Genomic DNA, 15,209 nt, shown 5'->3' on the forward strand with positions numbered 1-15,209 from the left:
ATAGGGTCAGGCGGCGTCGCGCTGGAGCCACGCGTTGATTCGGTCCAGCAACTCAGGAAAACGCGCCGCGTAATAGTGGGGTTGCGTTTCCCGCTCGTTGTGCGGCGAGATCAAATTCTTACCAAACGCCAACCCCTCTTCCGTGAGCGCCTTGAAGCGTTTGATCTTGCCGTTGGCGCTATCCCGTGTCCGCACTTCAAGGATGCCCAATTCAACCAGCACAAGATTCGCATGCCGCGCCGTTAACTGACTGCCCTGCTCCTTAAGCAGGTCGCTGAGCGAACGCGTCACTGTCTCATCGGTATACTCGGGCAGGAACTCCGTAGGGCGCCCGTGCAGTTTGGCCACCCGGCTGAACATCAGCACCCGGCCTGCATCGCTGATGCGCAGCGCATCCATGGTAAAGCGCGCAATGGTCAAATCCGCGATCAGCGCAGGGTCGCCGGTAAACGGCATCGGCGCGGAGGTGCCATAGCCCCCCGGTGCGGCGAATGCTCGGCAGCACTTCAGCAGTCACCCATTTCTTAAAGCGCTTGGCGCTCTCCTTGCGGCTGGTGAAAATCAGATTGTACATCCCGGACTCGCTGACCAAGTTGAGCGAACGCGCGCCGCCGCGCCCAGGACTTTGACCCTCGATACTATCGAGGGTCATTCGCTCATCCGAGTCCAAACGCGCAACCGCATCGCTGGGGTTGCCGATTTCCAACACGCGGCAAACATCCGCCGCGACAAACCACGGCTCACCAAGCCGCTCAATGATGCGGACCTGTTGGCCTTCAAACTGGAAAGGGACAAGATCATTCATTCCTGAACTCCTCATTGTCAGTAGCCTTTAGACGTATGCACGCGGATCTGACGCACCGGCTTGTTGCCCTGCGCCGTGTTGATCTGCCGCTCCAGATCCGCGATGGCGCTCTGGATCTCGGCGTGACCGCGATATTCTACCGTTCGCCCCTCGTAGGAGACGCGCGCCACCGGGCTATGCGCCTGCGCTTTCAGGGCTTCCAGTCGTTGTTCAAGTTCGGTAAGATCAGCCATCGCTATTTCAATCAGTTATGCAGAACTTCCTGTTGACGGTGACCGCTATGACCAAGAGCCAACTGACCGAACGCATTGCTGAGCAGTTTGCATTGTCGAAAGACCAAGCTGAAGAGGCCGTCAACATCGTCCTGGGCAGAATCAGCACGGCCTTGGCCGATGGGGAGCGCGTTGAGTTACGAGACTTCGGCGTGTTTGAAGTGCGACACCGGCGTGCGCGCGACGCCAGGAACCCCAGGACGGGTGATGCCGTTCAGGTTCCTGAAAAACTAGCCGTCCATTTCAAAGCGGGGAAAGCCCTCAAAGCTCGAGTCGACAACTGATGCCGCTCATCGCCGCATATACCCCGACTGAATCACTCGGCGATGCTGACGGGTTGAACCAGCCTGCTGCTGCGGCGCGCTTATCGTCTCATCCTCTGACATGTCAGCAATCCGCAGCGGTTCTTCCAGACGCCGCCAGTGCTTCTCCTCAAAACGATCAAGCCCATAAATCGACGCCGCCGCGCGCGCATATACCCGGCAATCCAGCGCCTCGTTGCGCTTGCCCGGCTCCTTCTCCCAACTCGCCTGGGGGAATCCCTTCACCATGCGGGTGATCAGCCGCTCCGCAGTGAGCTGCTTGAAGAACTCCTCGTTGTATTGCGGGAAGTGGCAGTAGCCAGGCGGATACGACTCGCCAGATTCAAGCCCCTCGTCCGTGGGCCGGGGCAGCTTCAACCAGCGGTAGAGTTCGCCCTTAGCCACCGGCGTGCCGATGGACCAGACCTTGAGCCCTCGTTTGCGATGACCCGCGTCAGCTTTAGAGACAGTCAGCAACAGCGCCGTGTCGCGATCACGACCTTTGATGGCGACGACTGTCCTTTGTTGGCGCGCAACCGCACCAGCTGGACCCCAGGTCGCTTGGGGATGCTTTCTCACCCAAGCGTAAACATCCTGAGTGGCATAGCCTGAGTCCACGCACATCACCCGGATCGGCAACCGCTGGCCGCAGGCGTGTTTCCAATCCTTGGCCAGAACGCGATCCAATTGCCCCCACACCTCGGGTCGCGCGGTGTCGCCATCGAGCACGAAGTAGTCGATAGACCAGGAGCGTTTCTCCCGGCCCCACGCCATCACCTCGCATTCGAGGCGATCCTTCTGCACATCAACGCCAGCGGTAAGAAATAGCCCGCCGTCAGGAACCTCACCTATACGGTAGGTTTCACGCCGATCGTACAGCCGCGTCCAATCCGGCGCTTCAAACGCCTCCTCAAACGGCTCGCCCAGCACCGTGTTGACAAAGCCTTTCATTAAATCCGGATTCTTCTGCGCCTGCTCATACATCTCCACCGCATCCGCCCAGGAGAACCACCCCACCGGGGAGTAGAGGCTGTTGAGATGGAAGCCGACCGTCTGGCGGCTCTCCGCCTCGGCGGTAGCAACCCACTCACCATTCTCCAGCATGTGGGTCTTGTGGTGCTCCCAGATGAGCGCGTCGCAGTGCGCGCAGCGGTAGCGCGCCGTATCCGGCTTGCCCTCATCCCAGGTCAGGTTGCCGAACTCCAGCGGTTGGCGTTCGCCGCACTCCGGACAGGGCACATGAAACTTGCGCTGGTCGCTGGCCAAGTACTCCCGCTCAATGCGCGACAGCCCCTTTCGATTGGGCGTGCTGACCAGAAAGATCTTGCGGCGCTGAAAGGTCGCCGAGCGGCGCTCCGCCAGCAGGATGGGATCGCCTTCGCCCTCCACATCGCCGGGATAGCCGTCCACTTCGTCCAGAAACAGATACCGCGCAGGCATGGAGCGCAGCCCTACCGCGCTGTTAGCCCCGGTGAGGATCAGCACGCCGCCGGGGAACTCCTTTGAGAGAACCGTGTTGCCAGAGTCCCGGCTGCGCGCCGGTTTGACCAGCTCTTTGAGCGCCTCGCTCTCCTCGATGAGGGGGTCGATGCGCTGTTTGGAATTGCGCTTGGCCAACTCCACCGTGGGCGAGACCGCCATCATGGGACCTGGAGCCTGATGGATCACATAGCCGATGAGACAGTTGCCTGCCTCGGTGCCGCCGATCTGTGCGCCCTTCATGAACACCACCCTCCGCACCGGCGAGGCCGGTGACAGGCAATCCATGATCTCCTTCAGGTAGGGCGTGCGGCTGGTGCGCCACTTTCCCGGCTCCGAGGAGGCGCGTTGCGAGAGGATGCGGTGCTTGTCCGACCACTGCGAGACCGTGAGCAGCGGATCAGGCTTGAGACCGCCCCGCCATGCCAGGTCAATCGCCAGTGCGCCATCAAACTCCGCCACATCGCTTATCTCTCTTAATTTTCATCTATTTGACTGGATGTATGCGCGGGTTAATGGCTACATGTCATCAACGGCGCAACACACTCCAGGAGATTGAAATTGAACAAGAAACCTACCACTGAGCAACAGTTGGAAGCCTTTGCTGAAGAGCTGGCCGAACTAACCCGCAAGCACGGCGTCGCGCTGCGCGTCACCGGCGGCGTCATCATCGACTCTCCAGAGGCTTTCGCTGAACTCGAATACTTCACTGGGAATGACGGCGACCTGCTGCCCCGCATCGGCAACGAATGGATTTGAAGGAGACCATCATGAACAAAATGACCAGCCCCCAACTCACCGTACTCGTCAACGCCGCGCTGCGCGAAGATGGCGCGGTCCACCCCCTGCCCAACCGTATGAAGGGCGGCGCAGCGATCAAGATCGTGAACGCCTTGGCCAAGCACGGTGTCATCACGCAGGAGGATGACGGACAATGGCGTCTCAACGCTGCGGGCTACGCGGCCATCGGCGAAACGCCGCCAGAACGGCTCCTGCCTCAGACTCAAGCTGAAGAGCCCGCAGAGCCGCAAACGGACAGCTCTTCGATTGCGCCGGATGCGCTTTTCGAAGAGATCGCCTCTAAGCACCTGGACATCGACACGCTAGAGACTCGGCGCTTAGACGATTTGGATTTTCATGACTGCGCTGTCTGGGCCATCAAGAGCGCCCTGGAAGCCGCCTACCAAGCCGGGATGGTCGCTGCCAAACAGCGCACGCCAAAGCCCCGAGAGAACTCAAAGCAGGCGACCATGATCGCCCTGATGAAACGCCCTGAAGGCGCAACGATTGAACAGCTTGAGGCCGCTACTTCGTGGAATCGAAATACTCTGCGCGGGGCTATTTCCGGCGCCCTGCGCAAACGCCTTGGACTCAACGTCACCAGCGAGCGCGTCACCGATGAGCAAGGGAAACGGACGATCTACCGCATCGTTGAAGACTGACCCTTCCACGCACCTAAAAGCAGACAACCCGGCCAATTGACCGGGTTGTGCTGGTGATAGATGGGTTAAAATGATGCTGAGATCGTACACATCACACTTCAATAGTCTGCTTTGCCTGGAATTACAGATCGCACGCCCCCTCGGGGCTGAGGGTGATCGCCATCTCGCCGAGGGATCAAATGCATATGAACGTGGAAAACACTTTGACCGGCTGATTGCCCCACATTGACTCCAATGTTGAAGCCACTAATCATTGGATCCTTGTCTGAGAGGCGTTGCTTAGCAACTTTCAGGAGCCGCTCCATAGCATTTCGTTCAGGTTGGTAAAGATCAAAATAATCAGCGACATGACGTCTGGGCAAAATCAATGTATGGCCAATCGATACAGGGAAACTGTCTTCTAAGACAAACGCCAAACCCTCTCCATCAACCTCCTGCATTCTTTCCAACTCGCAAAATATACAGCTTTCATCCCGATGGTGAAGAGATTGGGCAACCTCTCTGAAATCGGTCTGATCTCTGTCCCGTTTTTGCGCATTACAGGTGTAGCAGAGCGCCTGCAAATTATCTGGATCATCCTTTCCGCCATGATTTCGGGGGATAATGTGATCAACTTCCAGAGCTTTTTCCATTGCTGACACGCCACACGCTTCGCAGCGCCCTTTTGCCCTGGCAAGTACGTCGTAGCGAAGGCTGCCTGGAATATAACCACTCCCTTTTCTCCGGTGGTTCCAAGGGTCAGGGCGGCCCTCGAGATACTCCTGAAGCTTTTGCGTGCAAAGGTCTATCAGCTCAGCTCTTTCCTCTGGCGTAACTCCTCGATACAACTCCGCAAATTCGTATTTCTGACCAGTTTTTATTATCACCCCGTTGTTAGCCAGAACGCGACCCGGCATTTGCGCGGTCACTTTTTCATAATACTCAATCTGACTTTGATCCTCGGCCAAGAAAGCTTGGGCCGCCTCCCTCCGAGTGATCTGATCACCGTTCAAAAGAATCTGACGAATCATAACCGGCTGGTAGATGTGGCTCATCCGCATCCGGTTGCTTAAATACTCTTTGAGTGACTCATAGGCTGATGTCATGGAATGCCCCCTATAGAAAGGATAATGGGGGTATTCCGTTTCATTTTAGATCTCAAGTCAAGCGGTTGAACTGGATATGTCTCTCTCCGCCGCCACTTCCTCAAAACTCTTCCCGCCAGCCCCATCCAAGTAGGCAATCTTGCCGGTAGCCTGGATGAAGCGCTTCACCGCCACGTCCACGTAGACCGGTGAAATCTCCATGGCGAACACCCGCCGCCCTGTCATCTCACCAGCCATGATCTGGGAGCCGGAGCCGCTGAAGGGTTCGTAGCACAGGCCGCCCCGTTCCACATGCTGGCGCATGGGGATGGCAAAGCAGTCCAGGGGTTTCGGTGTGGGGTGATCGGGGCGCTCTTCACCGGAGAGTCCACGAATGTCCCAGACAGTAGAGAGGAATTCCGCGCCATCGATCTTCGGCGGCATGTTGCCCTTGATCCAGCCCATCAGGCAGGGCTCGTGTTTCCACAGATACTTCGAGCGTGTGAGGACACCTTTCTCCTTGTTCCAGATGATCTGCTGGTGCTGAAACGCGCCCATCTTCTCCCACACCGCTTCCAGCATCGCCTGGCGCTTGGATGCGTGCCAGCAGTACCAAGCGGCGTTGGGCTCGATGGCATGCTCAATGGCGGCTTTGATGAAGCCCTCGTAGAGCTCTGGGCCCTGGGAGGAGTCGTCCCAGGTCACGCCATAGCTGGCTGACCAATCCTTGTTGCCGTCCGTGCCGCTGGTCTCTCCTTTGGCGACCTTGGCTTTGCGCGCACTGTTCTGCGGGTGGTTGGTCCCATCGTAGTCGACCAAGTAGGGCGGATCGGTGGCAAAGAGAATCGCACGCTCGCCGTTCATCAACCGAATCACATCATCGTCGTTGAGGCTGCTGCCACACAGAAGGCGATGGTCGCCGAGAATCCACATGTCGCCAGGACGAGTGACCGGATTGGCAGGCGGCTCGGGGATGACATCGTTTTGGGCTACGGCGCCACCGCCGCCATCAGCGTCGTCCTCCAGGCTCTCCAGCAGATCTGAAAGCTGCTCCTCGGAAAAGCCGATGATGTCGATGTCATAATCGGCGTCCTGAAGCTCGTTCAACTCCAAGCTCAACAGTTCGTTGTCCCACTCCGCCCAGTTGGCGGATTGATTGGCAAGCAGCCGGAACGCCTTGATCTGCGTCTCGCTCAGGTCATCGGCCAGCGCCACCGGCACCGACTCCAGTCCCAGCCGCTTGGCGGCCTTCAGACGGAGGTGGCCATCGACCACCTGGCCATCGCTACGGGCCACCACCGGAATTCGGAAGCCGAACTCCTGAATCGCCGCGCACATGCGATCCACCACGTCATCGTTGCGCCTTGGATTCCGGGCATAGGGGATCAACCGCTCCAGAGGCCACTGCTCCAGCGTCAAATCAGCAATCTGCATTGTCCATCATTCCAGAGAGAGTTTGGCTTCGGAGAGCTCTTCCAAATGTTCGCGCACGTATTGCTCCAGGCAGATGTGCATGGTGTGGTCGTCGACGCCCAGTTCCGCCGCCATACGCGAGGAGACCCGCGCTGGCCAGTTCTGCCAGGAGTCACGAACCTCTCTGGCCCGGTGATACACCCGCGCCAGGGTCTGCTCCCGATCGATCAGGGAGCCCTTCTTCTCTTCAAGTTCGATCTTGCGCAACTGCGCGCGCAGCACCATGTCCGCCGTCTTGGCCTGCATGAAGGTCATGCCGCCAGCGCCAGCACTCTGTCCGCTCTGCTGCAATGTCTCACGGACGCTGTTCACCGCCGCTGTCGGCGTCGGCTTCATGCCCTTGGGGTGGGCGCTACGCTGATTGACGTCGTCGGTGTTGGCCGACCAGTTGGCCAGCACGGTGTCCAGATCCCACGAACCATCCGGTTCGCGGTGAATGCGACCCGCCTTTTCGGCCTTGCGCACCGCTGTCTCTGACACGCCCAGATGCTTGGCCAGACGCCGATTGCTGGGGACTTTCATGAGATCTCATTCACCGCGAACGCGAACCCGCGAACCAATAAAACGCCTCTGTCGCTAGCGAGCTCTCGGGCCATTGCGCGCGGCATCAGATATCGGCACAGAAGGAACCAAGAATACAAAGACTTACAGGCAGTCTCTCCGAAACAGAGAACGTTTTCAGTTTCATTTGCTTACCAAGTTTCGGTGTTGAACTGAAGGTCTACGGCTTATTGATCCACGGCACAGCCATGAACGCCGCGATGAGCGCCAACAGCGCCAGGATCTGACGGAAGAGCTTGTAGCCGCCTACCAGACGCTGTTCAGCCGCGTCCAGTCGGTCCAGCGTCGCTTCCATGCGGTCAAACTTCTGCTGACCAATGGCGAGGCGCTGGTTGATGTGCTTGAGCTCGTTGGCCAGGGTGGCCATCTCCGCCGAGTACGGGCACTCCTTCTCGCAGTTGCCGCTCATTTCGCCCTCCCGGTTTGCTTTTCCCAGGTTCGTAGACCCGCCAGCCCCAGCATTGCCACCACCAACTCCTGCATGAAGTTCAGCGGCAGTTGCGGTCCGGGCTGCCCCGTCACCCACTGGATGATGGGGTTGATCACGTAGGCGAAGGAGAGACCAACGCCGCACACCCAGCCCAGGAACGGACGCCACCCCGCCACAAAGGTGGAGCGATGCGCCGCTTCGATTTTGTTCAGTTCAACTTGCAGAGCCGCTGGTTGCTGCGCCAGGCGGGTCAGCAGCGCCTGTTTGTCCAAGCGCTCTTCGTCGGAGGTGAACAGCCCATCCAGGGCCTTGCCCACCGCCTCGATGGGCTGTGTCGCCGCGCCGCCGATGATTTTTTCAAGCAGGCCCATCAGAGCACACCCGTGATGTAGAGCGGCATGATGGCGCAGACCACTATCATCAGCGAGCCAAACAGCCCGACGATGATGTCGCCCCATTTGGGATCTTGAATCATTTGTAGCTCCAAATCGTGGGGCGAGGCTGACCAGCGGCGCGCGGCAGCGTGTCCAAGTGGATGAATCGGGTGTGGTGCGGTCCATGCTGTTTGATGCCGACGCCGCTCATGCCCGCTGCTTTTGCGAGAGCGACCAAGTCGTAGGCGTCCTCACCACTCACGGCTACGTCCACCGCCGCACCGGAGGTGTGCGGGCCGTTGGGGCCGGTGATGGAGATGGCGGCGTTATGCTCGGAGCAGCGATACCCGGAGGTCACCGGCAGCGGTTTGCCGAAGGCGACGCGAAGGTCCTCCAGCAGCGCCATAAACCTGCCGTCCATCTCAAGACGACCACAGCCGCAACGGCAGGTCAGTTCGGCGGCAGTGAAGTGCGGCCATTGGGTATCGGACATAACGTGCTCCCAAAACAGAAAGCCCGCCACCAAGTTTCCCTGGGGCGGGCTCTATCTTCAGCGCTCTCGTTCGCGCCTCGTGCGATGATGGTTTAGATTATCGCAAATCCCTGGACGTTTGTCCGGAACAAAGGTGTCCGGACACTTCTTTCCTCGGTTGAGAACCGCCACGATCTGAAATATCGCCGCCTGCCAGTGCGCCGCCAGCGTCGACCGTGCGCGCCCAAACCGCCGCATGATGATCTTCCACCGTACACGCTCAGCCCTGAGCCAGACCAGTCTGAGGTGATTGGGCTCCAACCAGCGCAACCACTCCATGCATTCGTCCATGCGGTCGATGGCGTCAGGCGTCGGCGGCCCCAGCCTGACCTTTGGTTGGTCACGTCCATACGCCTCCCAGTATTCGTGAATCACATCGGGCCAGGCGGATCTGAGGTTTTGGGGGCCAGAGTCCGGCAGCCGATGCAGCGTCATTGCCGCTTCTTCCAGGCGGTCAACCACCATCTGCGGCGTCCAGTGCGGCTCAGCCATGGCCCACCTCCTGGCGCGCACGCCCGTAGAGCTTCTCGCCAAGCTGCTTGACCAGTTCCCGCTCGGGCCAGGTCAGGCGCGGGTCAGCGGCGTTGACCACCAGAATGCCGTGGGCCTTCCAGCCATAGGCTTTGGTCCCCTCGGCGTTGATGGTGCGTGGCTGCATCGGCCCAAGGGAGCTTATCGGAGACTTCGGGCCGCCAATCATAACCCCACCTCCTGAGCGATGGCCCAATGCAGCAGCGCCAACGCATCCGCCTGATTATCGTCTTCAGGCTTGAAGCCCAGCCGCTTCATGGCGTGAATCACCTGCGCCTTGGAGGCGTTGCCCTTGCCTGTGGCGTGTTTTTTTATCGTCCCCACCGGCACGCCCTGGTAGGGAATGCCGCGCGCTTCGCACCAACTGGTCACCACGGCCAGAAACCCGCCGTAGACGTGGGCGGCGTCCACCCCGGCATGCCGACGCACCTCCTCCACGGCCACGGCGCCGACGCCCCCCACCAACGCGTTCAACTCGTCGAGCCACTGGCGAAAGCGTAGATAGCGCATACCACCGCCTTCGAAGCGATTGTTCTTGAACGCCAGCGTGCCGCTGGTGATGTTGCCATCCGGGTGGCGCACCGCCCAGCCTGTCTGTGAGCCCAGGTCCAGCGCCAGCAGCACGCGTTTTTCATTCCAGCCCTCAGCGGGCAAATTTTGATTCGTCATCTATCGACCTCCGAAAGTGAATTTTGTCGGAGGTGGTGGAGCAATCCGCAGATCAATCCGCCACCCGATTTTTGCGGTGGTCGGTCGGTGAGTAGGTGGGTCGGTCAGTCAGGTCGGTTGGTCGGTGTTTGAGTCGTCGCCTTTTTTCCCTCCCCTTTTTTGACCCCTCTCGGGGGGGGTATTTATACCCCCCCCGTAGAGAGGGGGTCGTAGGGTTGAAGAAAACCTGCCCGGACCATGACGAGCCCAGTATCCATGCGGGTTTTCTCATGGTCCGGCCCTCTCATGGTCCGGGCCGGACCATGATGCCCCCGGACCATGACGAGCCCAGTATCCATGCGGGTTTGTCATGGTCCGGCCCTCTCATGGTCCGGACCTGGTCCGGCCCCTGCCCGGACCATGAGTAAGTGATTGATTTTATGCAAATCACCATTTTACTATTTCTCATGGTCCGGGCGGCCTGCCGGACCATGAGCAACATACTGTTTTTGTTGAAAGTCACTTTTCCACTCCCTGAATGAGCTCAGCGCGGTAAATCACTTTCTTCCAATCTCCGTGGGTGCTCGCCAAGCCACGATCACGGAGCTCTGTGATGACCTTTTTGGCCCTGTTTTTCCCAAGCTGCATGACCGCCTTGATGGTCTCCAGGAAAGCCGAGTAGGTGAGCCCATCCGGATGACCCGCAAGGATCTGATAAGCGCTTTGGAGAAGCCCTTCATCCATCTCTTCGTGTTGCTCTTCCAACTCAAACTCATCATCCAAGACGGCAACATATTCCCCCGTTCGATCATCAAACTGGCAGCCATGGGCGGCGGGCGATTTGGCGTTGCGCAGCTCATAGCTGACGGTCAGTTCATCGGGTCTGCCGGTGAGCAGAATGCCGGTGTCGAACCAGCCCCGAAATGCGCTGGCCCCGCGAATGGAGTTGAATGGATCATTGGTCGGCACGCTCTTGTTGGTGTGGTGCAGCAGCACCACCATGCAACCGTACATCTCGCCGATGGTCTCTACGTTGGTCAGCAGTTTTTTCACCTCCACGTTGTCGTTCTCATTGGCGGTGGAGAAGTTGATCACCGGGTCCAGGCAGAGGATGTCCGGGCGGTGCTGGTCCACGCCTTTGTGCAGTTTCACCAAGTCTCTGTAGTTTGTCAGATCCCAGGAGAGCCGCCCGGTGAGTATAAAGTTGGCCTTGAGCAGCGCGATCTCGGCTGGCGTCATGTGCCGGGCATAACGTTCAAGCCTGGGCATCAGAAAGCTCTTGTGGATCTCCGCCTGCACCCACATGGTTCTCAGCGGCGCGGTAAAACGGTCGCCCAGGAACGCACCGCCGACCGAGGCCTGCATGGCCAGATTGAGGAAGAAGTTGGATTTACCGATCTTGGGCCCACCCGCGATGAGCACGCGCGCGCCGCGGAAGAAGGCCGCCTCCCGCCAGAAGGATTCCGGCTTCGGTGGCGGATTGCCGGTGATCTCCCCGTAGGAGAAGAATGGGCCGTTGTCATCCTCTGAAGCTGACTCCGTGGTGGCTTCGTCCTCCCACACAAGTTGCTCTTGCACAGGCGGCGCGACGCCCATGGTATGCTGTAGCCAGGTCAGCGCCTGCCCAGCGCTCTGATTCGTGACCGCCATCACCAGATCAATCGGCGTCATGCCTGTGCCGCGCGCCCAATCACGAATGCCCTCGGCGGTGATGCCGACATTGAGACCATCACCGCCGCGCCAAAAGGCGACGCAGCGGTAGGCGCCATCCGGCGTACGGTGGGCATCGGTGATCAGTTTTGGAACCCACGTGTCCAAGTTGGACAGGGCGATGCCGTTTATGCTTTGGAATGGATCATCGGCGTCAACCTCCACATGTGATGGTATGGTCGCCGCCACGCGCTCTTCTGGGACTCGAAACGGATTCAGAGCCTCCTCGACGCACGAGACAAAATCGGCGGGCAGAATCGGCAGTTCATCCAACGCGACATCGAGCAGCGTGTCCGGACTCACCCAGTCGTAGGCCATGCCGGTGTCTGGATGAATGGTGGGCGGGATCACCGTCTGGGTCCCGTGGGAGAGCAACTCCAGAACCGGCGCGCTATCTCGGGAGAGCTTCCAGCGGTGCGGCCGCTCGCCATTGTAGCGGTAGAACGCCGTCCAACCCTTTTTGCCGCGCTTGGCGCAGGGACTCAGGGGAATGATCCGGTCCAAGGCGGCGACGATATCTGGACGCTCCGTATCACGATCCAGGGCAATGATCCCGGACGCCTTGCCCAAAGGAATGCAGATCCCCGCCTCGGGCCAGTCCAGCCAGGGAACGATCTGCTCTTCTGTGGGCATCTGCGCACAATATTGCTGCCATTTGCGCAGCCCTTCCCAGCGCTGCCGATCGGAGTCGAAGAAACCGGGTCGCTTGGTACCGGGGATGATGGGCAGCACCGGGATGCCATGCTCCCAGTAGTTGGCCGCTACACTGGCGAATGGGGAGATCGTTGCGTTCATTAAAACGGGATCTCCTCGCTGCGGATGGGTCCTTTGGCTGGAGCGGTCATCGCCGCCATGGCGTTTTCAAAGGTCTCCTTTTTGAAGTCCCACTGGCTGAGGTGCGCCAGATCCCAACTGGAGTAGACATGGTGTGAATCCGAAGCCGCCGCATCGTCCTCCACGTTGCTGAAGGAGAAGCCATCGGGCAATTTGTAGGTGACGAAATCGGCGTGCGCCTCCAGCACCTTTCCGGGAATGAAGGCGGGTAGCCAGTTATGGTTGGGGCAGCCTTTCTGCTGTCGCTCCAGAGAGAGTGATGAGCGGTGCTTGCGGCATGACCAGACTGCGCCCTCTTGATTGAGCAAAGGGCTCGCAAATCGGCAGTTACGGCAATTGGGTTCAGGGAGTTGGTCGCCCCAGTAGATCGCCTGTTGCCGCTCGCTCATGAAGCGGACTTTGTAGAACTCCCGATTGGGCCAAACGCTCTCCGGCGGCTCATCGGCGGTGATAATGCGCTCGGCGCGCGCGATCATGGCGGGCCAGATGGTTTTGTCGATGCGTAGCCGCTCAGCAAAGATCTCGGAACTGTCCTTGTTGTAGACGGTGAACAGCGCGCGGCTCATGCCGCTGGCCCCCATGTAGCACTGCGCCTGCACCCAGTAGGTCTCGTTCCACTTGGCAATGGAGCCCGCCTTGAGCAGTTCGCGAAAGCCCGCCTTCTTGGCGCTTTTGCACTCCCACACATGCCAAGTGGACGGAGCCTCGGGCACGCCGCGGATGCAGCCATCCATTGAGCCGGAGAAGTGGCCGCCCAACTCATGGAAACTGAATTGACTGCCATCGGCATCGGTGTGCATCTCCACGCCCGGGATGCGGCGCAACAACGCAGCGGTCTCGCTTTCCACCACATGGCCCATGCGAAACACCCGCAGCAGCTTGGCGCTGAAGTCATCGGGCAGCGACCAGCGAAACCGCAGCCACAGCGTGCGCGCGTCCTCATGGCCGATCTGGGACATGCCCAGATGGCCCCGGCGCTTCTCCTCGGCGCGCGCGCTCAATGTCGCCTGGTCCAGCGCGGTAAGGGTGGCGTTCTCCACCAGGTCGGCGTTTTCGGCAATCATGACGCTCATGACATCACCTCCTCGAATTCAATCTCCAGCACCTCTTTCCAGCGGCTGTTCATGTCCACCACTACGCTGATCACCGGCTTAAGGTCATCGGCGCAGCGTGACAGCGCCTGCTGGGGGTGCTCAGGAATGGGGGATCCGGAGTAGGAGAGGTTTCGCCACTGCGCAGCGGCTCTCTCTCCGGCAAAGCCGGGGTAACCCAGCATCAGGTTCTGGGTGAAGGCGGTGGTCAGGTCGTGGTGGTAGCGGATCTGGAGGTAGGGTCGGCCTGAGGTCTTGGAGTGGCGCACCGAGCAGGTGACGCCCTCGACCTCATAACGCTGTGGCGCAGGCTCGCCGGAGAGGATGCCGCCATTGCGCGCGCGTTTGCCATGCGTGACGAAAGGCGCAGCGCACGCCATGCAGAGTTTGGCGGCGATGGGATTGGGTTCGCCGCACTTCTCGCACTCTTTGGCGGGCTCCTCCTGAAAACGGTTGCCGCAGGGACATTTGCGTTTGAGATAGCCGTGAATGGTCTGGCAGACCGGGCAGGTCTTGGTGCGCGGATCCTCTTCACGCCGCTTGTTCGCTGGTCGCGCGATATCGATGGGACCGAAACGTTCGATGCACTCGCCGAAGTCCAAAACCAGGCAGTTCTCCTTGCCGGGAAAGAGGCGTAGACCGCGCCCCACCATCTGCATGTAGAGCCCCAGACTCTTAGTGGGGCGGAGCAGACAGATACAATCCAAGCGGGGCGAATCCCACCCTTCGGTGAGCACGCCGACGTTGGCGATGCCGATCAGATCCCCGGCATCAAATTTCTCCAAGATCTCGTCACGCTCCTCCTGAGGTGTGGTTCCAGACACAACGGGGACATCGTGCCCCATGTGGCTGAGGGCATCGCTGACCAGGTGAGCGTGCAGCACTGAGACGCAGAAGAAAACCGAAGAGCGCCGCCCATGCTGATATGCCAAACGCTCCCATTCGGTGACGGCGGCGTTGATCAGCGCATTGTCGGAGACCACCTGTTCCAGTTGCCCCTGGTTGAAGTCTCCGGCGGTGGTCTTCACCGCCGAGGTGTCCGCCACAGAATCGTCAGAGACAGCGCGCGCCGTCACCGGACAGAGCCACCCCTCATCGATGAGGCGTTTGATGCGCGCCTCGTAGGCGACGCCCTGGAACAGGTGTTTCTCCTCATCGCCGTAGATGTAGCCCTGACCGGTGCGAAACGGCGTGGCGGAGAAGCCGATCACATGCAGATTGGGATTGCGCTGCTTGAGCGCGTTGATGATTTTGCGATAGCGTGTGTTCTCCCCGGGCGCGATGTTGTGGGCCTCGTCGACGAACACCAGATCGAACCAACCAACCTGCTCAACGATGCCCGCAATGGTGTCTCGGCTGGCAATGGTGACAGGGGCCATCTCCCGACGCCCCAGCGAAGCAGCCAACACGCCTACGGGAGCCTCCGGCCAGACGGTGAGGAGTTTGGCCTCGGCCTGGGCGATCAACTCCTTGCGGTGGGCCAGCACCAGAATGCGGGTGCCAGGGTAGTCGCTCACCAGTCGCTGGATCAGGGCCGAAAAGATCACCGTCTTGCCGGCCCCGGTAGGCAGAACGAGCACGGGGTTCTCCCCGCGCCGCTCCGCCCACCAGGCGAACAGGGCGTCGATGGCCTCCTGTTGATAGCCGCGCAGTTCCACGGT

18 protein-coding genes and 1 pseudogene are annotated in these 15,209 nt (G+C 59.8%); 3 read left to right on the forward strand and 16 right to left on the reverse strand.

Going from position 1 to position 15,209, the window contains the following annotated elements; translation table 11 throughout:
- Window positions 1-6: 6 nt before the first annotated feature.
- From MAIT1_RS22280 to MAIT1_RS10645, 3 genes and pseudogenes are all read right to left on the reverse strand, one after another.
- Window positions 7-456, reverse strand: a complete 450-nt coding sequence (locus MAIT1_RS22280; protein ID WP_241893455.1) for a hypothetical protein — start codon at window positions 454-456, stop codon at window positions 7-9.
- A gap of 100 nt (window positions 457-556) precedes the next feature.
- Window positions 557-820 (reverse strand): annotated as a pseudogene (locus tag MAIT1_RS22580) (BRO-N domain-containing protein); the annotation flags it as partial.
- Window positions 821-822: 2 nt separating this feature from the next.
- Entirely contained in the window at window positions 823-1,038 is a 216-nt protein-coding gene (locus tag MAIT1_RS10645) for a phage head-tail joining protein (RefSeq protein WP_085442261.1), read from the reverse strand.
- Between the two features lie 47 nt (window positions 1,039-1,085).
- On the opposite strand from MAIT1_RS10645, the gene MAIT1_RS10650 reads away from it, so the two are divergent.
- Window positions 1,086-1,361, forward strand: coding sequence for an HU family DNA-binding protein (locus MAIT1_RS10650; protein WP_085442568.1), 276 nt, complete (start codon window positions 1,086-1,088; stop codon window positions 1,359-1,361).
- A 6-nt stretch (window positions 1,362-1,367) separates the two neighbouring features.
- Here the strand turns inward: MAIT1_RS10650 and MAIT1_RS10655 are convergent, their stop codons facing one another.
- On the reverse strand, window positions 1,368-3,320 hold the full coding sequence (locus MAIT1_RS10655) for a phage terminase large subunit family protein (protein ID WP_085442262.1): 1,953 nt from the start codon (window positions 3,318-3,320) through the stop codon (window positions 1,368-1,370).
- 99 nt (window positions 3,321-3,419) lie between these two features.
- Here MAIT1_RS10655 and MAIT1_RS10660 point away from each other — a divergent pair, with 99 nt between their 5' ends.
- Together MAIT1_RS10660 and MAIT1_RS10665 are read left to right on the forward strand one after the other, a co-directional pair.
- On the forward strand, window positions 3,420-3,617 hold the full coding sequence (locus MAIT1_RS10660; protein WP_085442263.1) for a hypothetical protein: 198 nt from the start codon (window positions 3,420-3,422) through the stop codon (window positions 3,615-3,617).
- Between the two features lie 11 nt (window positions 3,618-3,628).
- Window positions 3,629-4,300 carry a DUF3489 domain-containing protein gene (locus MAIT1_RS10665; protein WP_085442264.1) on the forward strand — a complete coding sequence of 224 codons (672 nt, stop codon included), beginning with the start codon at window positions 3,629-3,631 and terminating at the stop codon, window positions 4,298-4,300.
- 98 nt (window positions 4,301-4,398) lie between these two features.
- On the opposite strand, the gene MAIT1_RS10670 is transcribed toward MAIT1_RS10665, so the two are convergent.
- From MAIT1_RS10670 to MAIT1_RS10720, 12 genes are all read right to left on the reverse strand, one after another.
- The gene (locus MAIT1_RS10670; protein WP_085442265.1) at window positions 4,399-5,385 is read right to left on the reverse strand and encodes an HIT domain-containing protein; all 987 of its coding nucleotides are present in this window, start codon (window positions 5,383-5,385) and stop codon (window positions 4,399-4,401) included.
- A gap of 57 nt (window positions 5,386-5,442) precedes the next feature.
- A complete protein-coding gene (locus MAIT1_RS10675) occupies window positions 5,443-6,798 on the reverse strand; it encodes a DNA modification methylase (RefSeq protein WP_085442266.1) in 1,356 nt (451 codons plus the stop codon).
- 6 nt (window positions 6,799-6,804) lie between these two features.
- Window positions 6,805-7,359 carry a helix-turn-helix domain-containing protein gene (locus MAIT1_RS10680; protein ID WP_085442267.1) on the reverse strand — a complete coding sequence of 185 codons (555 nt, stop codon included), beginning with the start codon at window positions 7,357-7,359 and terminating at the stop codon, window positions 6,805-6,807.
- A gap of 199 nt (window positions 7,360-7,558) precedes the next feature.
- Window positions 7,559-7,807 carry a hypothetical protein gene (locus MAIT1_RS10685; protein WP_085440266.1) on the reverse strand — a complete coding sequence of 83 codons (249 nt, stop codon included), beginning with the start codon at window positions 7,805-7,807 and terminating at the stop codon, window positions 7,559-7,561.
- Window positions 7,804-8,199: a 3TM-type holin gene (locus MAIT1_RS10690; RefSeq protein WP_085442268.1), complete on the reverse strand. Its 396-nt coding sequence runs from the start codon at window positions 8,197-8,199 to the stop codon at window positions 7,804-7,806. Before MAIT1_RS10690 ends, MAIT1_RS10685 begins: the two co-directional genes overlap by 4 nt.
- Window positions 8,200-8,299: 100 nt before the next feature.
- The gene (locus MAIT1_RS10695; protein ID WP_085442269.1) at window positions 8,300-8,695 is read right to left on the reverse strand and encodes a D-Ala-D-Ala carboxypeptidase family metallohydrolase; all 396 of its coding nucleotides are present in this window, start codon (window positions 8,693-8,695) and stop codon (window positions 8,300-8,302) included.
- Window positions 8,696-8,752: 57 nt separating this feature from the next.
- Window positions 8,753-9,226 (reverse strand): DUF6362 family protein, encoded by a 474-nt coding sequence (locus MAIT1_RS10700; RefSeq protein ID WP_198947862.1) that lies wholly within the window; start codon window positions 9,224-9,226, stop codon window positions 8,753-8,755.
- A complete protein-coding gene (locus MAIT1_RS21520; RefSeq protein WP_241893456.1) occupies window positions 9,219-9,392 on the reverse strand; it encodes a hypothetical protein in 174 nt (57 codons plus the stop codon). Before MAIT1_RS21520 ends, MAIT1_RS10700 begins: the two co-directional genes overlap by 8 nt.
- A gap of 38 nt (window positions 9,393-9,430) precedes the next feature.
- A complete protein-coding gene (locus tag MAIT1_RS10705) occupies window positions 9,431-9,934 on the reverse strand; it encodes a crossover junction endodeoxyribonuclease RuvC (RefSeq protein WP_085442270.1) in 504 nt (167 codons plus the stop codon).
- Between the two features lie 498 nt (window positions 9,935-10,432).
- Entirely contained in the window at window positions 10,433-12,418 is a 1,986-nt protein-coding gene (locus MAIT1_RS10710) for an AAA family ATPase (protein WP_085442271.1), read from the reverse strand.
- The gene (locus tag MAIT1_RS10715) at window positions 12,418-13,530 is read right to left on the reverse strand and encodes a hypothetical protein (RefSeq protein WP_085442272.1); all 1,113 of its coding nucleotides are present in this window, start codon (window positions 13,528-13,530) and stop codon (window positions 12,418-12,420) included. Before MAIT1_RS10715 ends, MAIT1_RS10710 begins: the two co-directional genes overlap by 1 nt.
- Complete coding sequence (locus tag MAIT1_RS10720) at window positions 13,527-15,206, reverse strand: DEAD/DEAH box helicase (RefSeq protein WP_085442273.1); 1,680 nt, start codon at window positions 15,204-15,206, stop codon at window positions 13,527-13,529. Before MAIT1_RS10720 ends, MAIT1_RS10715 begins: the two co-directional genes overlap by 4 nt.
- Window positions 15,207-15,209 lie beyond the last annotated feature (3 nt).

Source organism: Magnetofaba australis IT-1 (genome assembly GCF_002109495.1).
GTDB classification, from domain to species: Bacteria; Pseudomonadota; Magnetococcia; order Magnetococcales; family Magnetococcaceae; genus Magnetofaba; species Magnetofaba australis.